The organism is Salmonella sp. SA14318, assembly GCF_029866905.1.
Lineage (GTDB): Bacteria > Pseudomonadota > Gammaproteobacteria > Enterobacterales > Enterobacteriaceae > Salmonella > Salmonella enterica.
Genome location: NZ_CP123282.1, coordinates 224,334 through 237,783 on the forward strand (window position 1 = coordinate 224,334; position 13,450 = coordinate 237,783).

Consider the following 13,450-nt stretch of genomic DNA (forward strand, 5'->3'; position numbering starts at 1 on the left):
AGACCGCCAGCCCGCGCTGGCGGTTATTTTTTTGATGTTTTATGGGAGTTAATCATGCCGCAACCTGGCCTTACTACGCCGGATAACGATGCATTACCCTGGCAAACCACCTTACTTTTGGCGCTTCAGCATGTGCTGGTCGTTGCTGCCACCCCCATTACCTCCGTCTTTCTGATCGCCAAAGCGCTCCACTTTACCGATACGGTGACCGCCTCGGTACTTAGCGCGACCTTTCTGATGTGCGGTCTGGGCGCTATTTTGCAAAGCCTGGGTGTGAAAGGGGTGGGCGCGCGTTTGCCGTTTATTATGGTACCGGGGGGCGCGCCGATTGCGATTTTCGTTGCGATCGCTTTACAGACCAATATCCAGACCGCGATTGGCGCCGTAATTCTGACCTCGCTGTTCTACTTTATCGCGTTGCCGATTTTCCGCCGCTGCCTGCACCATTTTCCCCCCTTTATCATTGGCATCATGCTGCTAATGGTGTCGATTAACCTTATTCGCCTGTACGGCGGGTTGATCATTGGCCAGCCAGGGAGCGCCGACTTCGCTCATCCAACCAGTATCATTTTATCGCTGGGAACTATCCTGATAACGCTGATTTTCGCGCTGGCGTTTAGCGGTATTTTGCGCCAGCTGGCGGTGATGTTCGGCCTTTTAGCGGGAACGCTGCTGGGAATGGCGCTGGGCAGCACCGATTTTAGCGGTGTTAGTCACGGGCCGCTGTTTAGTTTCCCACAGCTTTTGCCGTTCGGCTGGCCGATTTTTGATCTCTCCGCCTCGCTACCGTTACTGATTTACGCGGTCATCTCTATGGCTGAAGCAACCGGGCAAACGATTGCGACCGCGGAAATAGTCAATTCCACGCAAAATGTGCAGCAGACGATTCCACGTACCATTCGTGGTGATGCGGTAATGTCGCTGCTGGGGGGGATTTTTGGCACCTCCTTAATTATCACCTCCGGCGAAAATATTGGGGTGGTACGCACCACTAATGTGAAATCGCGTTTCGTGACTGCGGCTGCCGGAGGATTGTTAATCCTGATTGCCATATTCGCGCCGCTGGTACGTCTGGCGACCTGTCTGCCAGGTTCGGTGGTATGCGGTACGGCGGTGATTGTCTTCAGCATTATCGGGGTTATCGGCATTGATATGATTGCGCGTGAGCCACTGCATACGCCGGGTAAAACCTACGCGCTGGCGATGGGGTTGGCCATGGGAATGCTTCCTATACTGGTACCCGGCCTGTATCAGAATTTTCCGGCGGGCGTACAGATGGTCTTTGGCAACGGTATGGCAGCGGGGACGTTGACGGCGATTCTGGTGAACTCGTTGTTTAACTGGAGCGAAAAGCGCACGCAGGCCAGGGTCAAAAGTTAGTTTTTGTGATCGCGGTAGGCCGCACGACGGCCTACTTATTTACAATTTTGTGACATATTCGATGGTGTTTTTCAATGTCCGGGTAACTCTTTTTTGCACACGGCTTATGGATAACCTCAGCATTTTCGCCTGTGCGTTTTAGCGTTAGTGGTATTAATCGCTCAGATAATCAACATATCGAAAGAAATTTTTCAATTAATGTCTAATTGTTAATCACTAACTGTTGCAAAATATTAAGTGAATAACTCTGCCTTTCTGCCTATAGCACAAATTTCCCTGCTGAAAATACCCTTCTGAACTTTTTTTAATCTTTGTTTGTTAATTCTCACCGTTGTTGTAAAAGCTGGTTACCTGTATTGACGTTTTGACATTCTATTGACAGATTGTAGGGAATGAGGGGCATTTTATGGAGAATCCGCACTGCAACTCAGTCGATTATGCGAACGGAATCCCCACCTCTCACTACTGACCTGACCAGGTAAAAAACAAAAAAGGCCGGGCGGTAAAAGCCTTTGCAAAGGGCAAAACAACATACATCACAATTGGAGCAGAAGAATGAGTATTTCCTTGAAGAAGTCAGGGATGCTGAAGCTTGGTTTGAGCCTGGTGGCCATGACCGTTGCAGCAAGCGTACAGGCCAAAACCCTGGTTTATTGTTCAGAAGGCTCGCCGGAAGGCTTTAACCCACAGCTCTTTACGTCTGGCACCACCTATGATGCCAGCTCCGTACCTATCTATAACCGTCTGGTTGAATTCAAAACCGGCACCACGGAAGTGATCCCGGGTCTTGCTGAGAAGTGGGATATCAGCGAAGACGGTAAAACCTATACGTTCCACCTACGTAAAGGGGTGAAATGGCAATCCAGCAAGGATTTCAAACCCACGCGCGAGCTGAACGCCGATGATGTCGTGTTCTCTTTTGACCGGCAGAAAAACGAGCAGAACCCGTACCATAAAGTGTCTGGCGGCAGCTATGAATACTTTGAAGGCATGGGGTTGCCGGATCTGATTAGCGAAGTGAAGAAGGTAGACGATCACACGGTGCAGTTTGTGCTGACGCGTCCGGAAGCGCCGTTCCTTGCCGATTTAGCCATGGACTTCGCCTCTATTCTTTCCAAAGAATATGCTGACAACATGCTGAAAGCCGGTACGCCGGAAAAAGTGGATCTGAACCCGGTCGGCACTGGCCCGTTCCAACTGGTGCAATATCAGAAAGATTCCCGCATTCTCTACAAAGCCTTTGACGGCTACTGGGGCACGAAGCCGCAGATTGACCGTCTGGTCTTCTCCATCACCCCTGACGCCTCTGTGCGTTACGCCAAGCTGCAGAAGAACGAATGTCAGGTGATGCCGTATCCGAACCCGGCGGATATTGCGCGCATGAAAGAAGATAAAAACATCAACCTGATGGAGCAGGCCGGTCTGAACGTGGGTTATCTCTCCTACAACGTACAGAAAAAACCGCTGGATAACGTCAAAGTTCGCCAGGCGTTGACCTATGCCGTGAATAAAGAGGCCATCATCAAAGCCGTTTATCAGGGCGCGGGCGTTGCGGCGAAAAACCTGATCCCGCCGACAATGTGGGGCTACAACGACGATATTAAAGACTATGGCTACGATCCGGAAAAAGCGAAGGCGCTGCTGAAAGAAGCCGGTCTGGAAAAAGGCTTCACCATCGATCTGTGGGCGATGCCGGTACAGCGTCCCTATAACCCGAATGCGCGTCGTATGGCGGAAATGATCCAGGCGGACTGGGCGAAGATTGGCGTTCAGGCCAAAATTGTCACCTATGAATGGGGCGAATACCTCAAGCGCGCTAAAGATGGCGAGCACCAGACGGTGATGATGGGCTGGACCGGCGATAATGGCGATCCGGATAACTTCTTCGCCACGCTGTTCAGCTGCGATGCCGCCCAGCAAGGCTCCAACTATTCAAAATGGTGTTATAAGCCGTTTGAAGACCTGATTCAGCCTGCGCGTGCGACCGACGACCATAACAAGCGTATTGAGCTCTATAAACAGGCCCAGGTTGTGATGCATGACCAGGCGCCAGCGCTAATCATCGCTCACTCCACGGTTTATGAGCCAGTGCGTAAAGAAGTTAAAGGCTATGTGGTTGATCCATTAGGCAAACATCACTTCGAAAACGTCTCTGTCGAATAATTAAAAGAGCGCTGCGCCCCGGTGTTGTGTAGGCCGGATAAGCGCAGCGCCATCCGGCGTAATGCTTTATCCGCGATGCAGTTTGCGTGGGATAAGATTTGTGAGCAATACAGACTCACGGTTCCAGGCCGTGCGTCATGAGAGAGAATTCGGGTTATGTTGCAGTTCATTCTCCGACGTTTGGGACTCGTTATCCCGACGTTTATCGGTATTACCCTTCTCACCTTTGCCTTTGTCCACATGATCCCCGGCGATCCGGTGATGATCATGGCGGGTGAGCGAGGTATTTCCCCTGAGCGTCATGCTCAACTGCTGGCTGAACTCGGTCTTGATAAACCGATGTGGCAGCAGTACCTCCATTATATCTGGGGGGTGATGCATGGCGATTTAGGCATCTCGCTGAAAAGCCGAATCCCCGTGTGGGAGGAGTTCGTACCTCGCTTTAAAGCGACGCTGGAACTTGGCGTCTGCGCCATGATTTTTGCCGTCGCCGTGGGGATTCCGGTGGGCGTGCTGGCCGCAGTGAAGCGCGGTTCTATCTTCGATCACACTGCCGTTGGCCTGGCGCTGACCGGTTACTCTATGCCTATCTTCTGGTGGGGCATGATGCTGATCATGCTGGTCTCCGTCCACTGGAACCTGACGCCGGTTTCCGGGCGCGTGAGCGATATGGTGTTCCTTGATGATACCAATCCGTTGACTGGCTTTATGCTGATCGACACCGCTATTTGGGGCGAAGAGGGTAACTTTATTGATGCGCTGGCGCATATGATCCTGCCTGCGATGGTGCTCGGCACAATCCCGCTGGCCGTCATTGTGCGTATGACCCGTTCGTCGATGCTGGAAGTGCTGGGGGAGGATTACATCCGTACCGCACGCGCCAAAGGGTTGACCAGGATGCGCGTCATTATCGTCCATGCTCTGCGTAACGCCATGCTGCCAGTCGTCACCGTGATCGGCCTGCAGGTCGGGACGCTGTTGGCGGGCGCGATTCTGACAGAAACTATCTTCTCGTGGCCCGGTCTGGGACGCTGGCTGATCGATGCGCTGCAACGCCGCGATTATCCGGTAGTGCAGGGCGGCGTGTTACTGGTAGCGACGATGATTATTCTCGTCAACCTGCTGGTAGACCTGCTGTACGGCGTGGTGAACCCGCGTATTCGGCATAAGAAGTAAGGGGCCATCATGTCACAGGTTACTGAAAATAATGTTAATGCCGCACCGGCGCCCATGACGCCATTGCGGGAGTTCTGGCACTATTTCAAACGCAATAAAGGCGCGGTCGTCGGGCTGGCGTATGTTCTCATCGTGATCCTGATTGCGGTGTTTGCCAACTTTATTGCGCCGTACAACCCGGCAGAGCAGTTCCGCGATGCGCTGCTGGCGCCGCCGGTCTGGCAGGAAGGCGGCAGTTGGGCGCATATTCTGGGAACGGATGATGTTGGTCGCGATGTCCTCTCGCGCCTGATGTATGGCGCGCGTTTGTCACTGCTGGTCGGCTGTCTGGTGGTCGTCCTGTCGCTGGTAATGGGGATTATTCTCGGCCTGGTCGCGGGCTACTTCGGCGGTCTGGTCGATAACATCATCATGCGCGTGGTCGATATTATGCTGGCCCTGCCGAGCCTGCTGCTGGCGCTGGTGCTGGTGGCGATCTTCGGCCCCTCCATCGGCAACGCTGCGCTGGCGTTGACGTTTGTGGCGCTGCCGCACTATGTCCGCTTAACCCGCGCGGCGGTTCTGGTAGAGGTGAACCGCGATTATGTGACTGCCTCCCGCGTGGCGGGCGCAGGCGCGATGCGTCAGATGTTCGTCAATATTTTCCCGAACTGCCTTGCGCCGCTGATCGTTCAGGCATCGCTCGGTTTCTCTAACGCCATTCTCGATATGGCCGCCCTCGGCTTTCTTGGCATGGGCGCACAGCCGCCTACGCCGGAATGGGGCACCATGCTCTCTGATGTATTGCAGTTCGCGCAAAGCGCCTGGTGGGTCGTGACCTTCCCGGGGCTGGCGATTCTGCTGACGGTACTGGCATTTAACCTGATGGGTGACGGTCTGCGTGACGCGCTCGATCCCAAACTGAAGCAGTAAGAGGTTCGAGATGGCGTTATTAAATGTAGATCAATTATCGGTGCACTTCGGCGACGAAGGGACACCGTTCAAAGCCGTCGACCGCATTAGCTACAGCGTGAAGCAGGGTGAGGTGGTCGGTATTGTCGGCGAGTCTGGTTCCGGCAAATCCGTCAGCTCGCTGGCGATTATGGGGCTTATCGATTACCCAGGCCGCGTGATGGCGGAAAACCTGCTCTTTAACGGACAGGATCTGAAGCGCATTTCCGAGAAGGAACGTCGCAACCTGGTGGGCGCTGAAGTGGCGATGATTTTCCAGGACCCGATGACCAGCCTCAATCCTTGCTATACCGTTGGCTTTCAGATTATGGAAGCCATCAAGGTACACCAGGGTGGGAACAAGAAAACCCGTCGTCAGCGAGCGATTGACCTGTTGAACCAGGTGGGCATTCCCGATCCGGCCTCTCGTCTGGATGTCTATCCGCACCAGCTTTCTGGCGGCATGAGTCAGCGCGTGATGATTGCGATGGCAATAGCCTGTCGACCAAAGCTGTTAATTGCCGATGAACCGACCACGGCGCTGGATGTGACCATTCAGGCGCAAATTATTGAGCTGCTGCTGGAGTTGCAGCAAAAAGAGAACATGGCGCTGGTGCTGATTACCCATGACCTGGCGCTGGTGGCGGAAGCGGCGCACAAAATTATCGTCATGTACGCCGGGCAGGTCGTCGAAACAGGCGCTGCGCAGGATATTTTCCGCGCGCCGCGTCATCCGTATACCCAGGCATTGCTACGTGCGTTACCGGAGTTTGCGCAAGATAAAGCGCGTCTGGCGTCGCTGCCGGGCGTGGTGCCGGGGAAATATGACCGACCGACGGGTTGTCTGCTTAACCCGCGCTGCCCCTACGCCACGGACAGATGTCGTGCGGAAGAACCTGCTCTCAACCAACTGGACGATGGACGTCAGTCAAAATGTCATTACCCACTCGATGATGCCGGGAGGCCCACACTATGAGTACGCATGAGGCCACCTTGCAACAGCCGCTGTTGCGGGCTATCGACCTGAAAAAACACTATCCGGTGAAGAAGGGGATCTTTTCTCCGGAACGGCTGGTAAAAGCGCTGGACGGCGTGTCGTTTAATCTCGAACGCGGTAAAACGCTGGCCGTAGTGGGGGAGTCCGGTTGTGGAAAATCCACACTGGGTCGCCTGCTGACGATGATTGAAACGCCAACCGGCGGCGAGCTTTATTACCAGGGGCAGGATCTGCTCAAACACGATCCGCACGCGCAGAAACTGCGGCGGCAGAAAATTCAGATTGTGTTTCAGAACCCCTACGGTTCCCTGAACCCACGCAAGAAAGTGGGGCAAATTCTGGAAGAGCCGTTGCTGATCAATACCAGCCTGAGTAAAGCGCAGCGTCGTGAAAAAGCGCTGGCGATGATGGCGAAGGTGGGGCTGAAAACCGAGCACTACGACCGCTATCCGCATATGTTCTCCGGCGGCCAGCGTCAGCGTATCGCTATCGCCCGCGGTCTGATGCTTGATCCGGACGTAGTGATTGCCGACGAACCGGTCTCCGCGCTCGACGTGTCGGTGCGCGCCCAGGTGCTGAACCTGATGATGGATTTGCAACAGGATATGGGGCTGTCTTATGTCTTTATCTCGCACGACCTGTCGGTGGTGGAACACATTGCCGATGAAGTGATGGTCATGTACTTAGGCCGCTGCGTGGAGAAGGGCACGAAAGACCAGATCTTCAACAATCCACGTCATCCCTATACCCAGGCGTTGCTCTCCGCCACGCCGCGGCTGAATCCGGACGATCGCCGTGAGCGGATTAAGCTGACCGGCGAGTTACCGAGCCCGCTGAACCCGCCGCCGGGCTGCGCCTTCAACGCCCGCTGCAGCCGTCGCTTCGGACCCTGCACGCAGTTACAGCCGCAGCTTAAAGAGTACGACGGCCAGTTGGTGGCCTGCTTTGCCGTCGATCAGGATGAAAACCCGCAGAAACCGTTGAGTTAATTGCGTTTTATGCCGGATGGCGGCTGCGCCTTATCAAGCCTACACCGTACCTGTAGGCCTGGTAAGCGTAGCGCCACCGGGCATGGCTCTCCGGTACGACTTATTCAATCAATTTTAATAACGGCGACAGGCACAACAATATTCCATATAACAGAATAAGCCAGGTTTTCAGGCCGCGTAATTTTTCCAGTTGCGCTACTTTATAAATCAGGAAAAAGGGAATAATACACGCGACAATGCCATAAAGCGGACTGCCTAACTGGAAAAAGACCAATACTGAGACGCGAAACGAAACCCAGATAACCAGAGTAACCACGATAAAGACACAGATACCAGATGTCAGTAACAGTGGGTTGACGTTTTTGACATCCATAATACGACTCAATACATTCAGCACAATACCTTTAAGCGCTTCGTGAAAACCTAAATAAATACCAAAGAACGCGGTAAGTACGGCAAAAATATTGAGGATGGTAGAGGTAATGTGGATGATATGGCCAGGGATTACCTGAGCTGCCAGCGCAAGGGCGGAAATATTCTGCTCGAACGCTGATACCGCCTCTTCATGGCTAATCGAAAAGGTAAACGAGAACGAGAAAAAGAGAATAATGGCAATCAGCGTAATATAGCTAATGCGATGCGTGCGAATCGCCATCCGGGTGGCCAGCACACGGTCAGGTTCGCGCTTACGATAGGCGATATTCATTGGGTTTAGCACCTGAATGAAGACCGCAGAAAAGAAGCAAAATGGGATAGTGAGCAGCACGTCGCGAAAGAAAACCGATGCGGCGGGAAAGGCGGAAATATTATCAAGATTCCAGTGTGGGATCATCGCGAAACCGAATATCAGAATGATCCCGACTTTTACCACCACCATCGGTCCGGAAATTTTAAATAATAACTTTTCCCCGCCGGAGGCAATCGCCACCAGCACGGCGAAAATCGCGACTTTATAGATAATAGACTGTGAAAGATCGGCCTCAGTAAGGCCGAAGGTTTTGATATAGGAGGCGCTATCAAACACCACCGACAGGGAGTAAATAAACACCCCGTGGATAATCATAAGAAAATAGATTACACCGAGAAAAACGCCCCAGTTTTTGCCAAGATAGTGACTGATAATATCCGTATAATCGTCACAGGTTTCGCTTTCAGATAACGTTTTTAGATAAATATCCTGCACAATATAGGTAGCGGGATAGGCGATGATAAAAGCGGTAATAAATACCCAGATCCCCTTGAGACCGATTTGCACTGGCATTAAGACGGTACCGGCGCCGATCGCCATTCCGATACACAAGAGCACCCAGCCAAAATCATATTTTGTAAACGGTAATCTCGTTGAAAGCGGTGTGGTCGTAGCGTTACTGTTATTTAATGGTAATGTGTCGTCCTGCATAGAGCCCCCTGCCCAAAATATACGCAGCTCTCTCATAAAGAATGCTGCCTATAACCAGGCTATAGTGCCTTGATACCCGATGCGGCAAACCGGTGACAGCGGTTCGCCGAGCAATCGTCAGAATGCTGCTTTTCTGCTGGCGCGTTCAAGGTCATGAATAATATCGTCGGGATCTTCAGGTCCCGCTGAAAGACGGATAAGTTCGTCGGTAATACCTGCTTTTAGCCATTCCTCTGGCGCAACAGGCGAATATGTCATAGACGCAGGATGCTGAACGAGGGTTTCGGTATCACCGGGACTGGCCGCGAGGAGGCATAATTTACAGAATTGAGCGGCTGACTGCCAGCCTCAGAAATGCTGAATGTATTCTGGCAAATAAAAGTAATCGTCTGCGAAGCGTCACGCAGATTGCACGTTAGCGCCGTGCCGGGACGGGGATTTTGCCGTAATATCAGCAGCAAGCCGGGTTTACCCGGTGAGGCGCAATGTTGCGGGGGCTTGATCCCCGGCGGCATAGGTTGCTGGATAGAGAAAACCCCCGCACGTTGACTGGTATAAACCTGGCAACCTGACGGGGGCTAACTTGAACCTCAACACATCAAGGATAGCCGCGAACGGTTGCCATTGCAACAAGGCGGCTATATGACGCTTACGCAGTTGGGCGTGGCCTTCTGGCACGATCTGGCGGCACCGATCATTGCTGGCATTATCGCCAGTGTGATCGTCAACTGGCTACGTGACAGGAAGTAACGCGTTTTGAGCGTTTGTCCGCCGTAATGGCAACATGCGCCCGAACCAGGCCGCAGGGGAAACCTTGCGGCCTTTTTCGGTTTACTGCGGGTAAGGCACCCAGTCGCCGCCATTCAGACGAACGTAGGGCTTACCCTGGTACTGAATCACCACCGCATTAGCGTTTTCTGAAACCGGCGCGGTTTGCGGCAGATTGCTGGTCAGCTTGTTCCAGTTCACACTGTCTTCGGTAAAGAGCTTACCGTCCACGGCGCGTACGACCAGCTCGGAAATCGCCAGGTAGCTGCTCGGCTGATTAATATCAATCGGCGCGCCCTCATGCGGGGCTTTCATGCCAAAAAATTTCACGCCCGCCGGGACGTTGGTGATGGAGGGGCTGGGAATATCGCGCAGGCCTGAGATCTGCATTCTGTCGCCCTTCAGCGCGCCGCCGTGCTCCGGTACGACGACTACCATCACCTTACGCCCGGATTTCTCCAGTTCGGTGAAGAAGGCGTCCAGTTCATCGAACAGTTTCTGCGCGCGGATTTTATAATCCGCCGTTTTGCTGACGCCGGGGAAGTGGTTGCCATCGTGCAGCGGCAGCAGGTTAAAGAAAGTCGCGGAGCGGGAATTGGCTTCACGTTCTTCCCCTGTCAACCAGCGGTTCAGGACCGCCAGATCGTCATATACCGGCGAGCCGTCGAATGACAGCAGGGCGGTTGGCAGGCCGGACTGGTTCATCAGTTCGCTCTGCATACCGCCGTTTTCGCGAACTTCTTTCAGGAAGCCGCCAAATTCACCGTTATGATCCATCATCAGATGCTGAGTAAAGCCCAGTTTCGCCAGATTATCAAACAGATAACATTCGTTATTGGCTGGTTGATAAAGTCGGGTATGCGAAGGTTGACCACAGCTGGCGCGCAGCAGACGAATGGCCGCCGGGCCGCTGTAAGACGTGCCGGAATTAAAGTGTTTAAACAAAATGTCAAAGTGCGACCATAGCGGATGTGACATCAAGCCTGCCGCTTCGACATCCGACCAGGAGAGCGAACAAATATTGATGACCAATAGGTCGAACGGCTGCGCATCAGGCGGAAGCTGCGCCGGGAACGTCGTTTTCCGCTTTTCTTCCGCGGCATAGAAGGTGTTCAACCAGGCGTTCAGATTCGCGGTCGTCGGCGGCGCGGTTTGCGCAGGCATATCGCCGATGACCGGCTTATCGCCCGCTGTCGCGACGGTAGCGGCTGCATTACCGCCAGTCGTCGTCACCGTATCGGTTGGCTGGCCTGCCGGCCACAGCGTAAAAACCGGGCCGGTTAATGTCAGGACATTCAGCCATACCATGATGGCGACCACAAACACCGTGACCCGAATCCACTGTGATAAAAATAGCCAGGCAACCAGCAGTACGAAGATGGCGCCGATCATTTGCCAGTTAATAAAACGGGCGATCAGATCGAGCAGATAACCGGAGCTGAATTCCGCCACCTGCGTCCCCTGGCTCATAATGCTTTGCGGGCCGGGCAGCCAGGTATCATGCCAGAACAGCGCGAAGCCGACGGGAATGGCAATCCAGTGGCGCAATCGGTGAAGGCGATACTTTGGTATTGGCATGAGCAGAAACGCCATGAATACCAGATTCAGTAAAGGATGAAAATTCAGATAGCCTGCCCACAGCAGGCCAAACTTGACCAGAAAATAGAAGTTCCAGCCGGAAAGACCGCGCCAGTATTGCCAGAGCGGAGAAGGCATTGATGGAGTTTGAGTATGCTGAGTCATTTTTTGTCTGCCTTGACTTTCGTAGCGCGGCGCAGAGTTCCGGCTGGTTTTACATAACGAGGTTTGGCAAATAGCAGCCGGGTTGTATCACTGATACGGCGTAGCGAATGACGCGCCAGATACCCCAGCGGAAAGAAAATCAGCGCGCAAAAAAGAATAATTTGCACGATATCGCTGATGGTCATCATGATGCACGCTCCGCGGTGTCGTCGAGCAATCGCAGGGGTTCAGGAATACGACGCCAGATGCGGCCATCGTGTTCGGCATTTATTACCGGGTCGGCGCGTTTTGCCAGCGGTAGCGGCGTTCCCCACAGTTCCGGCGACAATAAGCGCATCTGCACCAGCTCGGCGCTGATTTGTTTATCTTCGAACCAGACCATACGATTAGAGAAAATATCGCCCGTCGGCAAAGGGAAAATATGGTTTAACGCGGTATCCAGATCGTTGACCCGGCAGAATGATAAAAACAGCACCAGGCGGTTGCCGCCGATGGTCATAATATCGCCGGTTCGGTTTGGCCGACATAATGTTAACGCCTGCTCAACCCGAATGCCCGGCACCGGGCGCAGCGCGACCAGAACGCCTTTCCCGTCGGCGGGGAGCAGGGTGTTGCTCATCATCGTATGGATGGCATCGCAGAAGATATCCCACGGCTGAAAACCGCGCAGTTTCAACGGCTGCGTCATTGACAGTAGCGTGGTGATGTCTTCCGGTACGTAACGGCTGAACTGCTGTCCCTGCACGCTTTCAATAAGCGTCAGGCAGCGTGAAAGCGGGGCGTTCCAGGGAATGATCATATTCGCGCCGCAGCCCAGCAGCAGGCGCTCATCGGTGGCGCGCAAACTGGCGATATTTTCGCGCACGACAATTTTCAGCGCGCTTCCCCGCTGGCGCCGCAAAGTATGAATGCGACGAGCAAGCGGCTCGATTTGGTTGTTCTGTGTAAGCGAAAAAATAATTGTCGCGGCCTGCGCCGTGCGCGCGTCGTTGAATAGCGCTTCGTTATTGTCGAAAAGCGTCCAGTGTTCCGAGAGCGGCGGCGCGCCTTCAAGGACGGCGACGTGGCTAAGAATGCGTTTTTCGTCGCTACGCGGCTGAATTGCCGTCTCCTCCTGATGGGATAGCGTCCAGCGTTCGTCCTGCTGACACAGCAATAACTGCTGTCGGGCGCTGACGCCTTTTTCGTTACACCAGAAGGCAATATCGAACAAATGTTGGTCGCCCTGAAAACGTAAACTGGCGAGGCCGAAAAGTGAGCGATACTCGCCCATCAACAACGAGGACTGTTTATCGCTATTATTACAAGGGTTAATAACCAACAATGAACAGTGATGAAAACGAGTCCATTTATTCATTTTTTCCAGCCATTTATGCAGGCTTTCTGACGTTATATTCCGCCACGTGTTATTTGCACAAATAAGAATGAAAAAGTAATGCGTCGGGTTAACAGAACAAAGCAAATCGTGGGGCAAAGAGTATAGCCCTTTTTCTGAATCCGGCATGGTAAATAAGCGGATTTTCTCCGGACCGTGAGATTCATCTAATTTGATTACTTTGCCAGGATCGCCTTCCATGCCGATGACGGCGACATTTGCATTCTCCGTTTGTGACGCAATCGTTTGATTCACCAGGCTGATGGCATCTTGCTGGCGATCGGCGTTAACCCACCAGACGCCGCCGGTTGGCATATGGCGCAGTTCATCCCATAATGATGAGATGCCGAGAGAAAATACGGGGTCCACAGTGTCCCTCATGTCACTATTTTAACTGTTTATCAGTTTACTAGCGAAAGCACAGAAATAAACCTAACATTGAAATTAAAACGCATCAGATTTAGCATGTGAATCAATTTGTCCGGCAGGATGCCCTGTAACTCTGCGCTTTGCATTTTTACACATTATAA

The 13,450-nt window shown here is 53.2% G+C and carries 11 protein-coding genes and 1 pseudogene; 7 read left to right on the forward strand and 5 right to left on the reverse strand.

Annotated features, from left to right (window positions below; genetic code table 11):
* Window positions 1-54 precede the first annotated feature (54 nt).
* From QEN32_RS01060 to dppF, 6 genes are all read left to right on the forward strand, one after another.
* Window positions 55-1,380, forward strand: coding sequence for a uracil-xanthine permease family protein (locus QEN32_RS01060; protein ID WP_001136082.1), 1,326 nt, complete (start codon window positions 55-57; stop codon window positions 1,378-1,380).
* Window positions 1,381-1,935: 555 nt separating this feature from the next.
* Complete coding sequence (gene dppA, locus QEN32_RS01065; protein ID WP_000028049.1) at window positions 1,936-3,543, forward strand: dipeptide ABC transporter periplasmic-binding protein DppA; 1,608 nt, start codon at window positions 1,936-1,938, stop codon at window positions 3,541-3,543.
* A gap of 156 nt (window positions 3,544-3,699) precedes the next feature.
* The gene (gene dppB / locus QEN32_RS01070) at window positions 3,700-4,719 is read left to right on the forward strand and encodes a dipeptide ABC transporter permease DppB (RefSeq protein WP_045342487.1); all 1,020 of its coding nucleotides are present in this window, start codon (window positions 3,700-3,702) and stop codon (window positions 4,717-4,719) included.
* Between the two features lie 9 nt (window positions 4,720-4,728).
* Window positions 4,729-5,631, forward strand: a complete 903-nt coding sequence (gene dppC / locus QEN32_RS01075) for a dipeptide ABC transporter permease DppC (protein ID WP_000084690.1) — start codon at window positions 4,729-4,731, stop codon at window positions 5,629-5,631.
* 10 nt (window positions 5,632-5,641) lie between these two features.
* The gene (gene dppD / locus QEN32_RS01080) at window positions 5,642-6,625 is read left to right on the forward strand and encodes a dipeptide ABC transporter ATP-binding protein (protein WP_001196509.1); all 984 of its coding nucleotides are present in this window, start codon (window positions 5,642-5,644) and stop codon (window positions 6,623-6,625) included.
* Window positions 6,622-7,635, forward strand: coding sequence for a dipeptide ABC transporter ATP-binding subunit DppF (gene dppF / locus QEN32_RS01085; RefSeq protein ID WP_000103558.1), 1,014 nt, complete (start codon window positions 6,622-6,624; stop codon window positions 7,633-7,635). Before dppD ends, dppF begins: the two co-directional genes overlap by 4 nt.
* A gap of 100 nt (window positions 7,636-7,735) precedes the next feature.
* Here the strand turns inward: dppF and QEN32_RS01090 are convergent, their stop codons facing one another.
* Both QEN32_RS01090 and QEN32_RS01095 read right to left on the reverse strand, forming a co-directional pair.
* The gene (locus tag QEN32_RS01090; RefSeq protein WP_001150175.1) at window positions 7,736-9,034 is read right to left on the reverse strand and encodes an aromatic amino acid transport family protein; all 1,299 of its coding nucleotides are present in this window, start codon (window positions 9,032-9,034) and stop codon (window positions 7,736-7,738) included.
* A 117-nt stretch (window positions 9,035-9,151) separates the two neighbouring features.
* Window positions 9,152-9,304, reverse strand: a pseudogene (locus QEN32_RS01095) (PLP-dependent transferase); the annotation flags it as partial.
* A gap of 372 nt (window positions 9,305-9,676) precedes the next feature.
* Between QEN32_RS01095 and QEN32_RS01100 the strand changes: the two are divergent.
* Window positions 9,677-9,784 carry a type I toxin-antitoxin system toxin Ldr family protein gene (locus QEN32_RS01100; protein ID WP_001537650.1) on the forward strand — a complete coding sequence of 36 codons (108 nt, stop codon included), beginning with the start codon at window positions 9,677-9,679 and terminating at the stop codon, window positions 9,782-9,784.
* A gap of 81 nt (window positions 9,785-9,865) precedes the next feature.
* On the opposite strand, the gene bcsG is transcribed toward QEN32_RS01100, so the two are convergent.
* From bcsG to bcsE, 3 genes are read right to left on the reverse strand one after another with little or no spacing between them, the layout of a single operon-like run.
* Complete coding sequence (gene bcsG / locus QEN32_RS01105; protein ID WP_000192026.1) at window positions 9,866-11,545, reverse strand: cellulose biosynthesis protein BcsG; 1,680 nt, start codon at window positions 11,543-11,545, stop codon at window positions 9,866-9,868.
* Window positions 11,542-11,733: a cellulose biosynthesis protein BcsF gene (gene bcsF / locus QEN32_RS01110; RefSeq protein WP_000988321.1), complete on the reverse strand. Its 192-nt coding sequence runs from the start codon at window positions 11,731-11,733 to the stop codon at window positions 11,542-11,544. The genes bcsG and bcsF overlap by 4 nt, the downstream gene beginning before the upstream one ends.
* Window positions 11,730-13,301: a cellulose biosynthesis c-di-GMP-binding protein BcsE gene (bcsE, locus tag QEN32_RS01115; RefSeq protein WP_001205767.1), complete on the reverse strand. Its 1,572-nt coding sequence runs from the start codon at window positions 13,299-13,301 to the stop codon at window positions 11,730-11,732. Before bcsE ends, bcsF begins: the two co-directional genes overlap by 4 nt.
* Between the last annotated feature and the right edge of the window lie 149 nt (window positions 13,302-13,450).